This window comes from Tenacibaculum sp. FZY0031, from assembly GCF_036350695.1.
GTDB lineage: Bacteria > Bacteroidota > Bacteroidia > Flavobacteriales > Flavobacteriaceae > Polaribacter.
This window is the reverse complement of the sequence record NZ_JAZDVY010000007.1, coordinates 1-21,702: the sequence shown is the minus strand read 5'-3', so window position 1 is coordinate 21,702 and position 21,702 is coordinate 1. Positions and strand designations below refer to the sequence as shown.

Here is a 21,702-nt window from a genome sequence, read left to right as displayed (position 1 = left end):
ATAATATTATGGAGAAAGTAACCATTGTGTCAACAGAAGATCTATCAACTGCATTAGGAGCAGAGGTGAAAATAAGTTCTGAAATAGGAGTTTGTCCTGTTACAATAACCGCAAAGAATAATGAAAATGGTATTGAGTGGGCAAAAAAAGCAAAGGAGAGTGTTAATGAACTGCTGTTAAAAAATGGGGCAGTATTGTTAAGAGGATTTACTATAGAAGGAGCAGCAGATTTTAATACAATGTTTAAAGTATTTGCAGGAGATCCGTTAGAGTACAAAAACAGAACATCTCCAAGAGATCAAGTTTATGAAAATGTATATACCTCTACAAGTCACCCTAAAGACCAAGAGATTCATATGCATACAGAGAATTCATATTCAAAAACATTCAATAGGTTAATTGCATTTTTTTGTTTAGTACCACCAGATGTAGAAGGAGAAACCCCCATTGCAGATGAACGTAAGTTATTTAATTACTTACAAGAAGAAACTTTAGAGGCCTTTCGAAAAAAAGGAGTAAAATACGTTAGAAATACCATACCAGGAGTAGGCTTAGATTGGAGAACGATTTATCAAACAGAAGATAAAAATCAAGTTAATAAATATTTAGATGATAATGGAATAGGATATGAATGGGTAGGAGATGATCACTTGAGAATTCAATGGGTACTTCCTGCTATTCAAAAACATCCGATAACTAATGAAGAAGTTTGGTTTAATCATATGTACTTTGGTCATAAGTCGTTATACGATCCAATGGTGTTGGAGTTTTTCGAAGAAAAAGATTTACCATTTGTAACTTATTTTGGAGATGGAAGCGAAATTAGTGATGAAGTAATTCAAGAATTCAAAGACTTTTATAAAGAGCATGCCATAAGTTTTCCTTGGCAAAAGAATGATTTTTTATTGTTAGACAATATGATGTTTGCTCATAGTAGACGTCCCTATGATGGAAAGCGTACCATTCTTACAGCAATGTCACAACCACATCAATTTAACCTAGACCTAAAATAAATATAATTTAAAGCACCTTTTATGTGTGGAATTAACGGATTCATAAACTTTACGAGAGCGCTAAATCAGGAAGATAAGTATGTTGCTGAACAGATGAATAAAAAAATATTTCATCGAGGACCCGATGCGCAAAATACATTACTTTATAAAAATGTCGCCTTTGGATTTAACCGATTAAGTATAATTGGGTTAGACAACGGAATGCAACCTGTATTTAATGAAGATAAATCTTTAATCCTTATTTGTAATGGAGAAATTTTTAATTACGTAGAGTTGCGAGAAGAACTTAGAAATAAAGGGCATCATTTTAGTACAAATACAGATATAGAGGTAATAGTTCATCTTTATGAAGAGTATGGAATGAAGCTGTTAGATAAACTAAATGGGCAATTTGCCTTTGCTTTATACGATACTAGAAAAGAATCGATGTTTTGTGTAAGAGATCATTTAGGAATCTTACCCTTTTTCTACACTTTTGTTGATGATACATTTGTATTTGCATCAGAAATAAAAGCAATTCTAGAGTATCCAAAAGTAAAAACATCGGTTGATCCAGTTGGCTTAGATCAGGTAATGACTTTTGCAGGGCTTATAAGTCCAAGAACAATGTTTAAGGGAATTAAAAGCTTAGAGAATGGTCATTATTTAGAAGTTACCAAAGAGGGGCAGATTAAAAATATAGAATATTGGGACCTTATTTATCCTGAAGGAGAAGTAAAAATGAACGGACGTTCAGAAGCCTCATACCTAGAAGAGCTAGAAGAACTGTTTGAAACAGCGGTAGGCTTACGTTTACGTTCAGATGTACCCACGGGGTATTATTTAAGTGGTGGGTTGGACTCTTCAATGATAGGAATGAAAATAAACCAATTACTTCCTAATATTCGAAAAGAAGCATTTTCTATTGATTTTCCTGATGCCAAAATTTCAGAATCATTTTACCAAAACATAGTTGCCAATGCAGGGAATTCTAACTTAAATAAAAAAACGTTTTACTTTAATGATATTGCTAGTAGATTGAAAAAATCTGTTTACCATAGTGAATGTCCTGTTAAAGAAACCTATAATACAGCCTCTCTGTATTTATCTAGTAAAGTGCGTGATGAGAAAATTAAAGTAATTCTTTCAGGAGAAGGAGCAGATGAGTTTTTTGCAGGGTATGTAGGATTTAGGTTTGATAAAATGCGAGAAATGAGTATGCTGGTAAATGATACCAGTAGAGAAGAAAAAGCTATACGAAAAAAATTATGGGGAGATGAATCATTTTATTATGAGTTGGATTTTATGAAGCATAATAAAGTTAAAAAACAACTTTATTCATCCTCATTAAATACAGCTTATGAAGAAGTAAACTGTTTAAATCATCCTATAATTAACCCAGAACGTATTGCAAATAGGAGCTTGTTAAATAAAAGAGCGTATATAGATTACAAACTTCGATTAACAGATCATTTAATCTCTGATCATGGAGATAGAATGGCAATGGCAAATTCTATAGAAGTTCGATTCCCTTTTTTAGATAAGAATATCGTTGAATTTTCAACTAAGGTTCCTGATACTTTAAAATTAAGTGAAGATTTTGTTGAGAAATATATTCTCAAAAAAATGGCAGCTAAGTTTGTTCCTAAAGCTGTATGTGAAAGAGAGAAGTTTGGTTTTGTAGCCCCAGGAAGCCCCTATTTATTACAACACAACAAAGAATATGTATCAGATATTCTTTCTTATGATAGAATTAAAAGACAAGGATTTTTTAATCCTGATGAAATTGAACGATTGAAAAAAATATATAGTCAAAAAGGATTTACTGTTAATGTACCTTTTGAAATGGACTTACTTCTCATCGTTACCACTTTTGGAATGTTTCTCGATAATTTTATTGAGAATTAGAATTCTTTTCAACTTAAACTATAACAACCTAAACTATAATTTATGATTATTCAAGAAGCACTGTGTAGGAGCTTATTAACGAATAGCCAACAAATAGCTATTGAAGAAAATAGAAGTACTATTACGTATGCTGAATTATTAGATAAGGCCAATAAAATTACTGGATATCTACAAGATAAAAATGTACCAGAAGGTGCCTACATCGGAATCCAAGCAACAACAGTAACCGATATGGTTAGTGCAATGCTAGGAATAATGAATGCTCGTTGTGTGTTTGTACCGATGAATGGAGAATTACCAGAGAAACGATTGGCAGGCATGGTATCAAAATTAGAACTGTCTTATTTAGTAGCAAATGACATAACAAGCCTATCGAGAGTATACGAAACAGTTTCTAAAGCAGACTTTAAGACCGTCTATGCTAAAACGTATGAGATAACAACACCTCAGTACGATGCAGAAGACGCATTGTATGTTTATTTTACTTCTGGTTCTACAGGAGAGCCTAAAGGAATTATAGGTAAGAATAAAAGTTTACTTCAATTCCTACAATGGGAAACAAAAAAATTCACGATAAAAGAATCTGATAGATTTAGTCAATTTATAAGTCCGTATTTCGATGCCTTTTTAAGAGATGTTTTTACTCCTTTATTCAATGGAGCAACGATTTGCGTACCTCCTAAAGAAGAAGATTTTTTTACTACAGAAAAAATGGTAAAATGGATAGATTCACAAGAAATTTCAATTATACACTGTGTACCTAGTGTTTATAGGGTGTTTAACTCTCATAACCTTTCTTTTGAAAACTATGCAAAACTTAGATATGTACTTTTGTCTGGAGAAAAGATTATTCCATACGAGTTGAAGAAATGGTATGAGGTATTTGATGATAGAATTACATTAGTAAACCTTTATGGAACAACCGAAACAACCATGATTCGTTGTTGTTATGAGATTCAACCTTCAGATGTGTCTAAAGGAAAAGTACCTATTGGAAGTCCTATAGATGATACAGAAGTGTTGATTTTAGATAATAACCTTATGCCTTGTGGTCCCTTGGTATCCGGACAGCTTTATATTAGTTCACCCTATATTACTAAAGGGTATTTGAAAGACGAAGTACTTAACAAAGAAAAATTTATTGTTTTAAATGAAGGAACATCAGCAGAAAAAATAGCATTTAAAACAGGAGATCTTGCAAGGAGACTTATAAATAATACAATAGAACTATTAGGTAGAACGGATAGGCAAATTAAAATACGAGGAATTCGTGTTGAAATTGATGAAATAGAAAATGTCTTAGTTGAAAGTCCACTAGTAGAAAATGTTGTGGTAACAAAAGATACATCAAACGATGAGCAATTGATAGCATATTATATTAAGGAAAAACTTTTTAAAGAAAAAGAGGTAAAAGATGAGGTTTATGACTATGTAAAAAATCACCTGCCAAATTATATGATTCCTTCATCACTTATTGAAGTTAATGAGTTCCCGTTACTGCCTAATGGGAAAATAGATTTTAAAACATTGATATTGAATGAAGAGAAAAAAGTAATTGTCGCGCCTAAAAATGATTATGAATTAAGAATATTGAAGGTTTGGAAAACCATTTTAGGAGATAAAACTATTTCTGTAGATGAAAACTTTCAAAGTGCAGGAGGAAGCTCATTAACTTTAATGCGACTTATAGGAAAATTATATTCTGAATTTGGTGTTCGTATGACATTAAAAGACTTGTTTAAAAATTTAACTATTCAAAAGCAAGCTCTTTTAATTGCTAGCTTAAGTAAAGGTACAGAAAGTGTTTACTCAATAAAAAAAGCAGCACATAAAGATTATTATAACTTATCTTCTTCGCAGAAAACAATTTATTATAACTATGAATTGAACAAACAAGGGATCGATTATAATATGCCTATGGTTTGGGAAATACTGTGGGATATTGAGGCAAGGAAAGTAGAAGAAACCATACAGAAAATAATTTTAAGACATGAAAGTTTGCGAACTTCATTCGCAATAAATGGAAATACATTTGGACAAAAAATACATGAAGAAATAGCTTTTCATTTAGCACAGAAGGATATAAAAAAGGCAAACCTAGATAAAGAAATAGAGGCTTTTATTAAGCCATTTAACCTTAGTAATCCACCATTGTTACGAGCAGGGTTGTTTAAAACAGAAGATAGTTTTTACCTTATTGTAGATCTGCATCATATAGCTTCAGATGGGGTTTCTCAACAAATACTTCATAAAGAGTTTATGACTTTATATATGAATGGAGAGCTAGCACCATTAAATTATACATATAAAGACTATGCTGAATGGGAAAACGAATTCAGAAATCAAAAAGATTTTGATGCATTAAAAGATTTTTGGTTGCATAAATTTAAAGATGAAGTTCCTAAATTAAATCTATTTTCAACTTTAGTACCAGAGAAAGAAGCAGATAAAGCAGGAGAACATATAGAGTTCAATATTGACAAGAAAGCAATTCAACATTTTATAAATGCGTTGTTTAATGAAAACATCACAGTTTTTACAGGAATATTTGGAGCACTGCAATTACTATTGTTAAAAGCTACAGGCCAAAAAGACATGGTAATAGGAATAACTTCCTCAGGAAGGGTTCAAGAAGAAACTGAAAATATAGTGGGGACTTTCGTAAATATGCTACCTATTAGACATTCCATTTTAGAAGACCTTCCTTTTATAAACTACGCGTTGAAATTAAAAGAGTTTTTTATAGAAGCAACTAGTAAACAACAATATAGTTTAATTGATATCAAGGCAGAATTAAGTAAACAAAAACAAGAACATAATAATAGAATGTTTGATGTTTTATTTAATTATCAAGATATGACAAAAGTAAATGCATCTTCTGAAGAATATCCTATTAATTTTTATGAAATAAATACAAAAATTTCTAACTACCCTTTAGAAATGAAAGTCTTTGAAATGCCTGAAACGTTAAACTTTAAACTCAAGTATGCAAAGAGCTATTTAGATAAAAAAGATGCTTTAGCATTGGTAAAAGAATTTAAATCTATACTACTACAATTAGGAAACAATCCAAATGGAGAAATCCATGCTTATACAAAGAAAGAAGTTGAGCTCAATCAAATAATGGACGAAATCTCGTTCAACTTTTAAAAACAAAATATTTAAGTAAAATAAAAGTACGCTAACAGTGAAAATTCATTGTTAGGGTAGAAAACTATATTTTATTTCTAAAACCTTTAAGGATAATTACTACAATGAATACAAATAATTACTGGGAAAAGCGATTAAAAGGTTTTGAGTTGGAAGCGTATTTCAATGAAGAAAACAAGGAAGAATTTTCAGAAGCAACAACGTATAAAGAAGATAAGATTTTTGCAACAGAAGAACTGTTAAAATTACTACATGATATAGCACCTTCTGATAAAGCAAAATACATGGTATTACTATCAGTTTTGGGAGTACTTATTCAAAAAATAACAAGTAAAAGTGAAGCTCTTATTTGTACTCCTCTCTTTTCTTTAAAGGAAGAAAGCTCGGTATTTAAGAAAACCATTCCAGTTAGAATTTCAAACACAAACAAGTTAACATTGAAAGCGTTGTTAATACAGCTAACAAGTTGTTTAAAGGCCGATTTTGAGAATGAAAATTCATTAATAGATGATGTTTGGAATAAAAAGTTGAATGCTACAAAAATCGGTATGTACTTAAAACAAATACAAGTGGATAATTTTAGTCAATCGAATTACCCAGATTTGCAATTTATTTTTAGTGCAAACAACGAACTTTCTTTAGAAATTAAGTGTAATTCTGATTGTTATAATTTTAATTATATAAGAGAGATAGCCAAGCGTTATTTTATATTATTAAAGACAATATTAGTACAAAAGGATAAACAATTAAAAGATTGTTTGCTTACCACAGAAGAGGAGTTACAAGAATTAAAATTGTTTAATGAGCAGCCTAAAGAGCAAACCTATACCAAAAAATTAAATAAATTATTTGAAGAACAGGTTTCTAAGTCGCCTAAGGCTTTAGCGATAAAATATAAGGAAAGTGAGTTAACTTATGAAGAATTAAACGCCAAGGCAAATCAATTAGCAAATTACTTATTAAAACAAGGTCTTCGTAGCAATGAAATGGTGGGGGTATACCTAGATCGGTCTATAGAGACAATGATAGGATTATTAGGAATTTTAAAAGCAGGAGGTACGTATCTTCCAATGTCTCCTCAGTTTCCAAAAGAAAGAGTTGATTATATACTGCAAAAAGCAGAAGTTAAAATACTATTAACTCATCAAGAGCTTTTAAAAACTTCGTTTAGTTTTCATGGAAAAGTATTGGATATAAATACGCCAGAAATAACAAGCGAGTCACCAAATAATATAGAGTCGAATGGATTGGTAGAAGAGATAGCGTATTGTATTTTTACTTCTGGGTCTACAGGAACTCCTAAAGGGGTAATGGTATCTCATAAGAGTGTTATTAACCTAGTTAATGGACTTAAAGAAAAAGTATATCATAATTTAACAAGCCAGTTAAGAGTTGCAATGCTAGCTTCTCATGTTTTTGATGCTTCTATTCAGCAAATATTTGGAGCATTATTACAAGGGCATAGTTTATATATCGCAAGCCAAGAAGAATGTTCTGCAGGGAATAACTTATTAAACTTTTACGAAAAAAATAACATCCAACTTTCCGACGGAACTCCAACACACTTTAGGTTATTAGTTAGAGAATTAGAGGAAGGCTACCAATTCAAAGAATTTAAAGTTTGGATATTAGCGGGAGAAGAACTTCCTAAAAAAGTAATAGCGCACTTTTTCAAAAAAGTAAATGGAGAAATACAAATTTTTAACATGTACGGTCCAACAGAAACTTGTGTTGACTCTACCTATTATCCATTACTTAAAAAAGAAATAGAAAAACAAGCATTTATTCCTATAGGAAAACCATTGCCTAACGAACGCGTATATATTACTGATGCATATGGAAATTTAATGCCAATTGGAATCATAGGAGAGCTTATAATTGCCGGAGATGGTGTAGCACATGGGTATCTCAAAGAAGAAAAACTTACAGGGGAAAAGTTTAGAAAAAATTGGATTAGAGGAGAAGAAAAAGTATACAAAACAGGAGATCTAGGCATGTGGTTACCAAATGGTAATCTTAAGTTCGTAGGAAGAAAAGATGATCAAATAAAACTTAGAGGTTATAGAATAGAGTTTGGAGATATAGAAAATAGCATTTTAAGTTTTCATGCGGTAAAAGAAGTAGTTGTTGATCTTAGAGAATATAAAAACGAACCTTGTTTGGTAGCGTATTGTGTTGTAAAGGAAAATAATGATATGCGTAACATAAGAGATTTCTTATCAAACAAGTTACCAGAGTATATGATTCCTTCTTACTATGTTGAATTAAAAGAATTGCCATTAACAACCAGTGGCAAATTAAATAAAAAAATACTTCCAGACCCAGAAATAAATGTAACTGAAGAGCATAAGCTTCCAGAAAATAAAACAGAAGAGAAGTTGCTAACTATCTGGTCAGAAATTCTAAATCTAGAGAAAGAAAAAATTAGTACAGATGCTTCCTTTCTTACTTTAGGAGGGCATTCTCTGATGGCAATACAAATAGCCAATAATATCAAAAAAAACTTTGAAGTACCAATTACATTGGTTGAAACATTTCAACAGGCAACCATACAACAACAAGCAAAATTTATAGAGGCTAAACAATGGCTTAAAGAAAGCTCATCAACCATGTCAGAAGAGTCAAAACTAGAAATTGACATATAACTTTTTACTCCAACTAAACTACCTATTAAAATACCAAATAAACACTTTACCTAATTATTATGGAAGAACTGATTTTAAAACTAAAACAAGAAAACATAGATATACGTGTTGTTAACGATAACTTAAAAATAAGTGTACCGAAAACTTTTTCTAATAATTCTTTAATAGAAGAAATAAAGGCTAATAAATCTGAGTTAATGGCCTATGTAAATAGTATTCAAGAGAAAAAAGCAGCGGTATTTAGTATTCCCAAGGGTACAGAAGAAAAGATATTTAACCTTACTTCTGCTCAAATGCGTATGTTTATTTCAGACGATCTAACTGGAGATTCATTGGTGTATAATTTACCACAAGCTTATGAAATTCATGGAGAGTTCGATAAATTGAAGTTATCAACAGCATTTAAAAACTTAATCAATCGCCACGAGAGTTTAAGAACTGTTTTTAGTTTAGATTCAGCACACAACCCTCAGCAAGAAATTTTAGAAACAGTTAATTTTGAGGTAGAATATTACGATGCTTCTTTAGCTGAAGTAGGGGGTATTATAGAAAAATTTGTAAGATCTTTTGACCTTTCAGAAGGACCCTTATTACGTGTAGGTTTAATTACAATTAATCCAAACCTACATATATTGTTGGTAGATTTACATCATATTATTTCAGATGGTACTTCGCAAGAGGTGCTAATTCACGATTTCATACAGTTATATAAAGGGAATGATCTTCCAAAGGTAGTTGTCAAATACAGAGATTATCTCAATTGGTATTTAAGTGAAGAGAATCAACAGTCAATAGCTTCTCAACGAGATTTTTGGAGAAATGATTTTTCAGGCACTCTGCCCTTGCTAAACCTTCCTACAGACCTTCCTAGACCAACAGAAAAGACGTATAGAGGAGGTACCTATTATTTTAAAGTATCTAAAGAAGAAACAGCCTCATTAAAAGAGTTAGCTAAGCAACATAACACTTCATTATTTTCAGTGCTATTATCAGCTTATAGTATTTTATTATCTAAATTAAGTAATCAAGAAGATATTATCATTGGAACTCCAGTGGCTGGAAGAACACATGCAGATTTACAAAAAATAATAGGTGTGTTTGTTAATACCTTAGCATTGCGTTTGTTTCCTGAACAAGAAAAAAGCTTTAAAGATTATCTTAGTGAAGTATCCAACAAAACGATACGTTGTTTTGATAACCAGTCTTATCCTTATGAACGTTTGGTTGACGATTTAGGTTTAGAAAGAAACCCTGCCCATAACCCATTATTTGATACATTATTTATCCTTCAGAATATAGAAAAAGACACTTCGGAAATAGATTCATTACAAATAAAATTATATGAGCACAAGCATTATAATACCTCAAAAGTAGACCTTAGTTTATTTGCTTTTGAAGGAGATGAAGGACTCCTGTTTAAATTTGAATATGCTTTAGATTTATTTACAGAGCAAACAATAAAAGAATTTTCTCAGTACTTTAAAAAGGTTATTAATCAAGTAACAACTAATACCTCACTTAAAGTATCTGAGGTAGCCTTACTATCAACATCAGAAAGTATCGAGCTTATAAGTGAAAGCACGGGAGAATCGAAACATTTTTTTGATGAAAAAACAATTATCTCGCTATTTGAAAATCAAGCGTTAAAATTTTCAGAAGCCACAGCTTTAGTATCAGGTACGGAAACTTTAACCTATAAAGAGTTAAATGAACGTTCTAATCAATTAGCACATAAGCTACAAGCATTAGGAGTAGGGAAAGGTGTTTTAGTAGGACTTTTACTAGATAAAAGTACAGAGGCTGTTATAAGTCTTTTAGCTGTATTAAAGGCAGGAGGAACTTACCTACCAATAGATGTAGATTATCCAGAGGATAGAATAAAATATATTATAAAAGACAGTAACATAAAAGTAGTAATAACCACTAGTACTAATACTACTGAGATAGTGAAATCTAAAACAGTTTTATTTATAGATCAATTCAAAGAAAGTGATTGGTCTAAAGAGCTGCCTAAAAGAGAAGAAGCGTTATCTGACCTTTGTTATGTAATTTATACTTCTGGTTCAACAGGAAACCCAAAGGGAGTAATGATTAGCCATAGCTCATTATTAAATTATATTGGATGGGCATCTGAACATTATGTGCATGGAGAACCAGCGACATTCCCTCTATATACTTCTTTTTCTTTCGACCTTACTATAACGTCAATTTTTATTCCTCTTGTTACAGGAGGAAAGGTGTTAGTTTATAAAGATGTTGAAGAGGAGGCAACTATAGAATCAATTATTCTTGATAATAAAGTTGATACGATCAAATTAACACCCTCTCATTTAAAAATTATAAATATCAGTGATAAATTATCAAAAAGCTTAGCAACCAGTAATATAAAAAGGCTTGTTGTTGGAGGAGAGGAACTCACATATCAGTTAGCAAAAGATATTGATAGTAAATTTGGAGGGAGTGTGAAAATTTATAATGAATATGGGCCAACAGAGACAACTGTAGGCTGTATGGTTTATGAGTTTAACGCAGGTAAAAAATCTGTTTCAGTTCCTATAGGTAAAGCTATTGCTAACATGAGTACTTACGTGTTGGATAGCAATTTGAAACCTGTTCCTAAAGGAGTTGTTGGTGAACTTTACATATCTGGAAAAGGCGTAGGGCTCGGATATTTAAATAAAGAGGAACTTTCAGCACAGAGGTTTATTCCAAATACCGTTTCAGAAGGAACTTACATGTATAAATCAGGAGACTTGGCAATGTGGTCAAGAGATGGAGAAATGATATTTAAAGGACGTATTGATGACCAGGTAAAAATTAGAGGCTTTAGAATAGAGTTAGGAGAAATAGAATTCCAAATGATGGAGCATCACTTTATCGACCAAGTTGCTCTTATGGTGAGAGGAAGTAATAAAGAAACGGATCAAAATTTATGTGCCTATTATGTTGCAAAAACTCAACTATCAGCAGAAGAGTTAAAAGAATTTTTATCAGAAAAGCTACCAGACTATATGGTACCAACTCTTTTTGTTCAAGTAGATGTTATGCCTTTAACTGCAAATGATAAGGTTGATTATGGGAAGCTTCCCGATCCGATAAAAATGATCGGAGAAAGTTACATGGCTCCAGAAAATTATCAAGAGGAAATTATGGTAAATATTTGGTCAGATGTATTATCACTATCCAAAATAGGAACAAATGATAATTTTTTTGGGTTGGGAGGAGATTCTATACGAGCAATAGGAATTATTTCAAAAATTAATAAAAAATTTAAGTGTTCATTAACAGTTGCAGATTTGCATTCTCATCAAACAATTAAAGAACTAAGTTTACTTTTAGACAAGAAAGAGGATGAAAAAAACAGAAAGTTTATAGCACAAGCAGAATTAGAACTATCAGCTTTTCAGCAAGAATACAAACAACATAACCGTTTTTTAGACAACTATGAGGAAGTATTTCCTATGAATGGGGTAGAAAAAGGAATGGTTTTTTATTCAATGAAAGATGTTGACAGACATGTTTATCACATTCAAAAAGTATATCCTATACCGTATGAGAACTTTGATTTAAACACATTTAAAAAAACAGTAAAGCTGGTTTTAGAAAAGCACGATGCACTACGTAAAATCTACGATCTTAAAAATTTTGCACATATAGTTTTAAAAGAAGTATCTCCAGAAATAAACTATATGGATATTTCAAACGAGAAATTATCTTACGAGGAAAAGTATAAGATTGTAGAAGAGAAGATGTATGAAGAGCGTTATAAGGAAATTGTTCTTTCCATGTCACTTCTATGGCGTATAAACATTATAAAAGTAAAAGAAGGTTTTCATTTACTCATGTTCAATTCTCATCACTCTTTGTTTGATGGGTGGAGTTTATCATCTTTTATATCAGAGCTTTATAGTGTATATTTTAGGCTGGTTGAAGATAAAAACTACCTCCCTAGAAAATTACAAAGTAGCTACAAAGATCATATTATAGAAGAACTTTCTGCGGTAAGTAAAACAGCGAGTGTATCTTATTGGAAGCAAGAATTAGCGGGGTACCAACGTTTAGAATTTCCAAGTACAGGGTTGCAACATGAATACAAAATGAACCAGTTCGATTTGGGTACAGAAATGAGAAGTTCATTAGAACGCATAGCCGTTAAATATGGAACAAGTTTCAAACATCTTACGTTTGCTGCCTATATTTATACAATGCGTATGTTAACCTACGCTAATGATATTACGGTAGGTATTGTTACTAATAATCGTCCTTTAACCATAGATGGAGAGCAGTTACTAGGATGTTTTGTAAATACAATTCCTTTTCGAGCTAAAGTGCCTTCAAACTGTACTTGGAGTGAATATATAATGCTTGTAGAACAAAAACTAAGAGAATTAAAATATCATGAGAAAATGCCTTTTTATAAGGTTCTAGAGGCTGTAGGGGAAGAAAGTCAAGAAAGTAATCCCATTTTTGACACATCATTTAACTTCACAGATTTTAGAGTTTTAGAAGGCTTAATGAATGATGATGAAGTAGAACATACTGAAAAGTTAGGGTATGTTTTCGAAAGTTTTATGAATAATAACACGCTTTTCGATTTTAATATTAATGCAGAATCAAAAGGGTTTCTATTAACTATTTGTTACTCTACAACAGTACTAGATGAACTTCTTTCAGAACGCTTATTTTTATATTATAAAAATATACTAAATCAATTTATTTCTCATGCAGATGACCTAATTGATAAAAATGCAATTCTACCTAAAGAAGAAAAAAAATACTTATTATCTGTTAATGATTATGTAGATAGTGATATTGAATACCCTAAAGAAAAAACTCTTGTATCTATTTTTGAAGAGCAAGTTTCTTTACACCCCAAAAATACAGCCATAGTTTTTGAAGATGAAGCTCTATCATACGAAGAGGTAAATATGTTAGCGAATAAAGTAGCATATTCATTATTAGAAAAAGGGGTTGAGAGAGGTGATAAGGTTGGTTTGTATATGGAGAAAAGCCATCATGCAATCATTACAATGTTAGGAATTTTAAAAGCAGGGGGCTGTTATATACCTATAGATGTAAATTACCCTTTAAATCGTACTAGCTATATTTTAGAGGATAGCGAACTAAACTTGGTAGTTACAAAATCAGAACATGCCTCGATAATTGCAGAAAAGTGCGACCTTGTTGTATGGGATACCATAGTAAATATTAGTGAATTAGTTGCTAATCCTAAGCATGTTAATTCTCCAGATGATCTTTGTTATACCCTTTATACTTCGGGGACTACAGGAAAGCCTAAAGGAGTAATGTTAGAGCATAAGAATGTAATAAGGCTGTTGATAAATAGTAAGTTACAGTTTGAGTTTAACAAGGACGATGTATGGACGATGTTTCATAATCACTGTTTTGATTTTAGTGTTTGGGAAATGTATGGAGCATTATTATACGGAGGAAAACTAATCGTACTTTCTTCACAAGAAACAAAGGATCCGACTATTTGTTTAGAAAAAGTTTTAGCGCATAAAGTAACCGTTTTAAGTCAAACACCTACTGCCTTTTATAGTTTTATAAAAGCTTGTGAATTGTCAAAAAAAGTGGCATCAAGCCTTCGTTATGTTGTTTTTGGTGGAGAAGCATTAACTCCTTCAAAATTGAGTTCTTGGCATACAACACATCCAGCTACAAAACTTATTAACATGTATGGTATAACAGAAGTTACTGTTCATACATCATTCAAAGAAATCAAAGAGGCGGAGATGCTTAAAAGAACTAGTAACATAGGACAATCCATACCAACAACACTTATGTACTTGTTTGATAGTGATCAAAACTTGGTGCCTCAAGGGGTAACAGGTGAAATTTATGTAGGAGGTTTAGGAGTTGCTAGAGGTTATATGAATAAAAAAGAATTGACCAATGAGCGTTTTATAAAAAACCCTTACAAAGCTAATGATATATTATATCGCTCTGGTGATTTGGCTCGATTAGAAGAAAATGGAGAGTTATCATATATCGGAAGAACAGACCATCAAGTACAATTAAAAGGGCATAGAATTGAGCTTAGTGAAATAGAGTACCAATTGACAGCACATGAGGAAGTAACAGATGCATTTGTCATTATGAAAGAATCGCAAGGAGATACGTTTTTATGTGCTTACTTTCTTGCAAAAACACAAATAGATGTAGAGAAGCTTAGACAGTACCTTAGCCAACGAGTTCCAGGATACATGGTACCTTCTTATTTTATGCAGATTGATGAGATTCCACAAACACATAATAATAAAATAGATGTAAGAAAATTGCCAGAACCAAAGGCTTTGTTACAAGCTAGTTATAAAGCTCCTTCTAATGATGTTGAAAGAATAATTGTAGCAGTTTGGCAGCAAATATTAGCTGTGGAAAAAGTAGGAGTGAATGATAATTACTTTAGCCTAGGGGGAGATTCTTTAAAAGCGATAGGATTAATTTTTGAAATTAATAAATTGTTGCAGTCTTCTTTAACCATCGCTGATTTATATACGCATCAAACGGTTTTAGAATTGTCACAAGCGGTATTAGATGTAGACCATAAAGAACAAGAAGAAGCATTGAGATTAGCAATAGAAGAATTAGATTCATTTCAAGAAGATTATAAATCTCGTAATACATTTTTAGAATCGTATGAAGAGGTGTATCCAATGAATGGAATAGAAAAAGGAATGGTGTTTCATTCTCTAAAGCGAAACTCTGACGATATTCATGAAATTCTTTATCATGAACAAAATATTTATCCTTTTCCTTTCAAAGACTTCAATTTTGAAGTTTTTAAACAAGCACTTAATCTTTTAATAAAAAAGCATGACACTCTAAGGAAAATATTTGATTTAGAACACTTTGCTCATATTGTAAAGAAAGAGATTACTCCTGAAGTTAATTTTGTAGATATTAGAGAACTATCAACAGAAGAGCAGGAAAATTATATTCACAATAAGATGCAGGAAGAAAGAGTAAAAGCAACAAAACTATCTTTTTCTGTTTTGTGGAGAATGAATATCATAAAGATAAAAGACGATTTCCAATTCTTACTTTTTGATTTGCACCATTCTTTATTTGATGGATGGAGCTTATCTTCTTTCATGACTGAGCTTAACAATACATATTTTCAATTGTTAAAAGATCCAACATTTACTCCTGAAAATCTAAAGAGTACATATAAAGATCAAATTTTAGGAGAAATGGTAGCATTAGAGAGTACCGCTAGCCAGCACTATTGGAAAGAAGAACTAGAAGATTATACTCGCTTACAATTTGAACCTACAGGATTACCTCATGAATACAAGCACAACAAGTATGATATGGGAGTGGCTCTAAGACAACAACTGGAAGAAGTAGCAAAAGAACACAATACAAGTTTTAAACATTTGTGTTTTGCCGCTTATGTTTATACAATGAAAATGCTGAGTTATAGCAACGATATTACTGTAGGAATTATAACAAATAATAGGCCTCTTGTTCCAGATGGTGAAGAATTATTAGGATGTTTTTTAAATACGGTTCCTTTCAGAGCACAGTTCAAAGAAGAAATGACATGGAAAGACTATATCCACTTTATTGAACAAAAATTAAGAGTGTTAAAACACCATGAACGTATGCCTTTTTATAAGATCTTGGATACCATTGGTGAGCATAGTCAAGAAAGTAATTCTATATATGATACATCATTCAACTATATTGATTTTAGAGTCTTTAATGATATGATTGAAGATGAAGAAAGCAAAGGAAAAGAAGATGTAGAATTAGGTTTTGATAACTATATGAATGAGAATACGTTGTTGAATTTCTCTATGTTTGCTCATAATCAAGGGTTTAAGCTGGTGCTTACTTATTCAACAAGTATAGTAGATACCTATTTATTAGAGCAATTACGAACACATTTTACGAATGTATTACAAATGTTTATAAGTAATATTAATGCTCCAATGTCTAATAATAGTGTTGTATGTAAAAAAGAAAAAGAACAATTACTTACTGCATTTAACGATACGAAACTTGCGATTGATAATGAAGCAACATTAATATCTTTATTTGAAGATCAAGTATTAAAAACACCTAATAAAGAAGCAATTCGTTACAAAGAAGAAACGCTTACCTATAAAGAGGTTAATCAAAAAGCTAATCAAGTAGCGGTATATTTAACTCAAGAGAAAGGAGTAAAAAAAGGAGATGTAGTAGGAGTATATCTTGATAGAGAATTGGATTTAATTCCAATACTTTATGGAATATTAAAAGCTGGGGCAGCTTATTTGCCACTAGATATAAAACACCCTAACGAACGAATAGTTTCTATTATTGAAGATTCAGGACTTAACCTTATCATTACAAGAAATGAGTATGTAAAAGGTATAAGTGAGCCTAGCATAAATATAGTAAACTTAGAAAAGGATTTACAAACAATTTATGAGCAGAACAATAGCTTTGAGAATCAGTCTGTTCCAGAAGGGATGTCTTATATTATTTATACATCTGGATCAACAGGAAAACCAAAGGGAGTAATGATATCCCATCAAGCTGTGGTGAATTTACTTTCGGCAATGAACCATAAGTATCCAATTACAGAGAAAGATTCTTATTTATTACAAACAAATTATTCTTTTGATGTATCTATTTCGGAAATATTTGGCTGGTATAAAGGAGGAGGTTCATTAACAATACTTCCAAGAGCAGAGAGCAAAGAACCAGCAAAAATTATTAAAATTATAGCCGAACATAAAGTTACTCACATAAACTTTGGACCTTCATTGTTTTCGGTATTCTTAGATGAAGTAGAAAATATAGGAATAGAAAACATTAAAAGTCTTAAATATATTTTCTTAGCAGGAGAGGCTCTTCCCGTAAATTTAGTAGAAAGGTTTAATAGCTTGAACACTGAGATAGCTTTAGAAAATATATATGGCCCAACTGAAGGAACCATATACAGCACGTGGTATTCTACCGAAAATATGAAAGAAGGAAGTACCTCTGTGTCTATAGGAACCCCATTGTTTAATGTAAATGTTTATGTATTAGATAAACAAAATACGATTCAACCAATAGGTACTCCTGGAGAGCTTTGTATTTCAGGAAAAGGTTTGGCTTTAGGCTACCTAAATAGAAAAGATTTAACGAAAGAACGTTTTGTAGAAAACCCTTTTATAAATGGAGGGCAAATGTATAAAACAGGTGATCTTGTTTTATGGCAACAAGATGGAAATATAAAGTTTCTAGGAAGAATTGATGATCAGGTTAAGATACGAGGGAATAGAGTAGAGTTGGGAGAAATTGAAGCAACGTTAAATACTTTTCCTGAAGTAAGACAATCACTAGTCTTGGTTAAAAAACAAAACGGAGATGAACAGTTGATAGCTTATATAAAAGGAAATTTAATAGATGTTGATAAGGTTAAAAGCAATCTTACAATGAAACTTCCTGATTATATGATTCCAGAATCATTTGTAGTTTTAGAAGAATTTCCAATAACAGTTAGTGGTAAAATTGATAAAAAAGCTCTGCCAGAACCGAATGCTCAATTAACCAATACGTATTCACCACCTCAAACAGACTTAGAAAAAGAACTTGTTCAAATTTGGGAAGAAATACTTGGTATTGAAAAGATAGGTATTCATGATAATGTTTTTAAACTAGGAGCTAACTCACTTCGTATAATGAAATTTATAGCAAGAATTCGAAGAGTTTTAGATTTAGATATTCCTTTTAATACAGTCTTTAAATATGGAACAATAAATGAACTTGCTAAAGTTTTAAATCTAGCCATAGAAGAAAAAGACAATGAGGATGATATGGAAGATTTCTCTCTAACTGAAAATTTTGAAGAAGGAGTACTGTAGTACCTTCAAACAATTACATAGAATACACTCTTATTCTAAATAAGAGTGTATTTAACTATTAACACTAATTATCACTATGGAAAGCAATATAGTTCTTGATATTATTCATAAAGCTAAGGAGAATGGAATAAAACTCTTTGTAGATAATGGAGAATTAAAGTTTCGTAAAAAGAAAGATACAACAATCCCTGCATCAATATTGAATGATATACGCTCTAATAAAGAAAACATTATTCAATTTTTTATGGATGATATCTCTGAAATAAAACAAGATCAGAATCATGCCATAAAAGTAGGAACTCGTCCTAGCAAAATTCCATTATCTTTTTCTCAAGAACGACTTTGGTTTATTGATAAGCTTCAAGGAACATTGAATTATCATATGCCTATCATTCTTCGTTTTAAAGAAGAAATAAATGTAGAAGGTATTGAGTATGCTTTCAAAAAACTGATAAATAGACATGAAATATTGCGAACAGTTCTTAAAGAAGAAGAAGGGGTAGGGTATCAGGAAGTAATGGAAGCAGATGGTTTTGAAATTTCATATGTAAGTACTCAGGAAGATCAGCTTGAAAGTTTGATTAAAGACTTGATGAAAAAGCCATTTCAGCTAGATTCAGACTATATGTTAAGAGCCAATGTTCTTCACATTGATCAAAAAGACTACATGTTGGTTTTAATCATGCACCATATAGCATCAGATGGTTGGTCAATGGTAGTACTGGCTAATGAAATGCAAGCTTTTTATAAAGAGTATACAGAAGGTACTTCTTTAAAGTTTAAAGAGCTCCCTATTCAATATGCAGATTATGCTATTTGGCAGAGAAATTACTTGAAAGATGATATATTGGAGGAAAGATTAAAGTTTTGGGAAAGAAGCCTGTCTAACTTAGAGCCATTATCGCTTCCCACCGATTTTCCAAGACCTTTAATACAAAGTACACGAGGAGACCATCATAAATTTCAATTAGACAAAGAAACGACTGAAAAGCTAGTAGCATTGGCTAAACAGCATGGAGGAACACTTTTCATTATTTTATTATCAATTTATAAAATATTACTGCATCGTTACACAGGACAAAAAAGTATATGTGTAGGTACTCCAGTTGCCAATCGTTCTCAAGAAGAAATAGCAGATTTAATAGGCTTTTTTGTAAACAGTATCGCTTTAAAAAGTGATATTGATGAAAACAGTACATATGAAGATTACCTTAAAAAACTAACAAGTCAAGTTCTTACGTCGTTTAAGTACCAAGATGTGCCTTTTGAAAAAGTAGTTCAGCGTGTAGAAAAAGAAAGAGACCAAAGTCGTACTTCATTGTTTCAAGTCATGTTAACACTTCAAGAAGAAGAAGAAAGTGATTTTGAGAGTGAAGTGGGTATGGAAAGCGATAAGGTGCTTGGTTACAACAACCAATTTGCTTCTCTTTTGTATGATTTAGATTTAACAGCTTTAAAATGGGATAAAGGACTCTTGTTTAATATTACGTTTTCAACCGACTTGTTTGATAAGGCAACTATCATAAGGTTTGGAGAACATTTTAAAGAACTAACAAAATCAATTTTATCAGCACCTAATAAATCAATAGGCGAGTTAAATATCGTAACAAATGAGGAAAAGAGTACGTTAATAAAAGACTTAGGAGAAGGAGTTAGCACTATTGTGTATGAAGAAACTTCCGTATTGGAATTATTTGAAAAACAAGAAAAGCTGCACCCAGGTAATATAGCTGTAATCTATGAAGATGAGGTTTTAACTTATAAAGAATTAGGGAGGAAATCTAGTGCTTTAGCATTATATCTTAAACAGAAAGGTGTAGAAAAAGGAACTATTTTACCCGTTTATGTAGAGAAAAGCCCTCAAGCGTTGATATATATGCTTGGAATATTGAAAGCAGGTGGAGTTTTTGCTCCTATCAATAAAATGCTTCCAAGTGAAAGAATAGCAGCGATTTTGGAAGAGTTAAAAACACCTTGGGTACTGTCGACTAAAGACTGTGTAAATGAGCTACCAGAAAGTTTTCAAGCATTTGTTATTGATGAAGATTTTGAGCAACATGTTAATAAGAAAATTGAAGTAACAGAAAGACTAGAAGAAGTTGCCAAAGATGATTTAGCCTATATCATTTATACTTCTGGTACTACAGGAAAATCGAAAGGAGTAAAAATAACTCATGGAGCACTTTGTGAAAAAGCATATATGTGGAAGGAGTTGTATAAAATAGATGAAAATACAAAGCTGTTACAAATGGCAAATTTTTCATTTGATGTATTCATAGGAGATTTTTGTAGAGCATTACTTTTTGGAGGACAAATGGTATTGTGTAAAGTGGAAGATTTTATACCAGAACGACTTAGTGAGCAAATTAAAAAGTTCAACATCAATATTGTAGAGTTTACACCAGGAGTTTTAGTTCCCTTTTTAGAGTTTGCTGATACAAACAAATTAAACATTTCAAGCTTAGAGACGGTCATTATTGGTTCTGATATTTTAAGCTTGAATGATGCAAAAGGTCTACAAGAAAAGTATGGAAATAAAATTAAGATTTATAATAGTTATGGAGTTACTGAGGCAACGATAGATTCTACGTGCTTACTTTTAAATGACTATAATTTAAATCAAAAAAGTAATGTTCCAATTGGATACCCCTTATCCAATACTCATGTTTACATATTAGATACTAGTGGGAATTTAGTACCTAAAGGTTCAATAGGAGAGCTTTATATAGGAGGTTTAGGAGTTGCTAAAGGGTATGTAAACAGACCAGAGCTAACTGCTGAACGTTTTATAAAAAACCCGTTCAGAGCAGGGGAAACGATGTATCGTACTGGAGATTTGGCGAGATGGTTGGCAGATGGTACGATAGAATTTATAGGCAGAAAAGATACACAGGTTAAAATTCGCGGATACCGTATAGAGTTAGGAGAGATTATCAATCAGGTAGAATCTTACTCAAAGGTAGCCCAGAGTGTGGTTCAGGTACAAGGATCAGAAAATGACAAGTACCTAGTTTGTTATTACACGAGTCCAACAGGTATAGAGTCGAGAGAATTAGAGGAGTATTTGCAAGGAGTATTACCAGAGTATATGGTTCCGAGTGTGTATGTTTTATTAGAGAAGTTTCCACTTACTTCAAATGGTAA

General features: G+C 31.7%; 6 protein-coding genes. All 6 read left to right on the top strand.

Annotated elements, in window-relative coordinates:
- Window positions 1–8: 8 nt before the first annotated feature.
- A complete protein-coding gene (locus V1T75_RS10910) occupies window positions 9–1,013 on the top strand; it encodes a TauD/TfdA family dioxygenase (RefSeq protein WP_330488576.1) in 1,005 nt (334 codons plus the stop codon).
- Window positions 1,014–1,034: 21 nt separating this feature from the next.
- Complete coding sequence (gene asnB, locus V1T75_RS10905; RefSeq protein WP_330488575.1) at window positions 1,035–2,900, top strand: asparagine synthase (glutamine-hydrolyzing); 1,866 nt, start codon at window positions 1,035–1,037, stop codon at window positions 2,898–2,900.
- A 42-nt stretch (window positions 2,901–2,942) separates the two neighbouring features.
- A complete protein-coding gene (locus tag V1T75_RS10900) occupies window positions 2,943–6,050 on the top strand; it encodes an amino acid adenylation domain-containing protein (RefSeq protein WP_330488574.1) in 3,108 nt (1,035 codons plus the stop codon).
- 104 nt (window positions 6,051–6,154) lie between these two features.
- Window positions 6,155–8,695, top strand: coding sequence for a non-ribosomal peptide synthetase (locus V1T75_RS10895; RefSeq protein ID WP_330488573.1), 2,541 nt, complete (start codon window positions 6,155–6,157; stop codon window positions 8,693–8,695).
- A gap of 59 nt (window positions 8,696–8,754) precedes the next feature.
- Window positions 8,755–18,558: an amino acid adenylation domain-containing protein gene (locus tag V1T75_RS10890; protein WP_330488572.1), complete on the top strand. Its 9,804-nt coding sequence runs from the start codon at window positions 8,755–8,757 to the stop codon at window positions 18,556–18,558.
- Between the two features lie 76 nt (window positions 18,559–18,634).
- Window positions 18,635–21,702 (top strand): non-ribosomal peptide synthetase (locus tag V1T75_RS10885; RefSeq protein WP_330488571.1); only part of this gene is annotated, 3,068 nt, incomplete at its 3' end.

What these genes read in the sequence shown, in the direction of transcription:
- V1T75_RS10910 (WP_330488576.1), top strand. Translation starts at nt 9, where the DNA reads ATGGAGAAAGTAACCATTGTGTCAACAGAAGATCTATCAACTGCATTA.
- asnB (WP_330488575.1), top strand. Translation starts at nt 1,035, where the DNA reads ATGTGTGGAATTAACGGATTCATAAACTTTACGAGAGCGCTAAATCAG.
- V1T75_RS10900 (WP_330488574.1), top strand. Translation starts at nt 2,943, where the DNA reads ATGATTATTCAAGAAGCACTGTGTAGGAGCTTATTAACGAATAGCCAA.
- V1T75_RS10895 (WP_330488573.1), top strand. Translation starts at nt 6,155, where the DNA reads ATGAATACAAATAATTACTGGGAAAAGCGATTAAAAGGTTTTGAGTTG.
- V1T75_RS10890 (WP_330488572.1), top strand. Translation starts at nt 8,755, where the DNA reads ATGGAAGAACTGATTTTAAAACTAAAACAAGAAAACATAGATATACGT.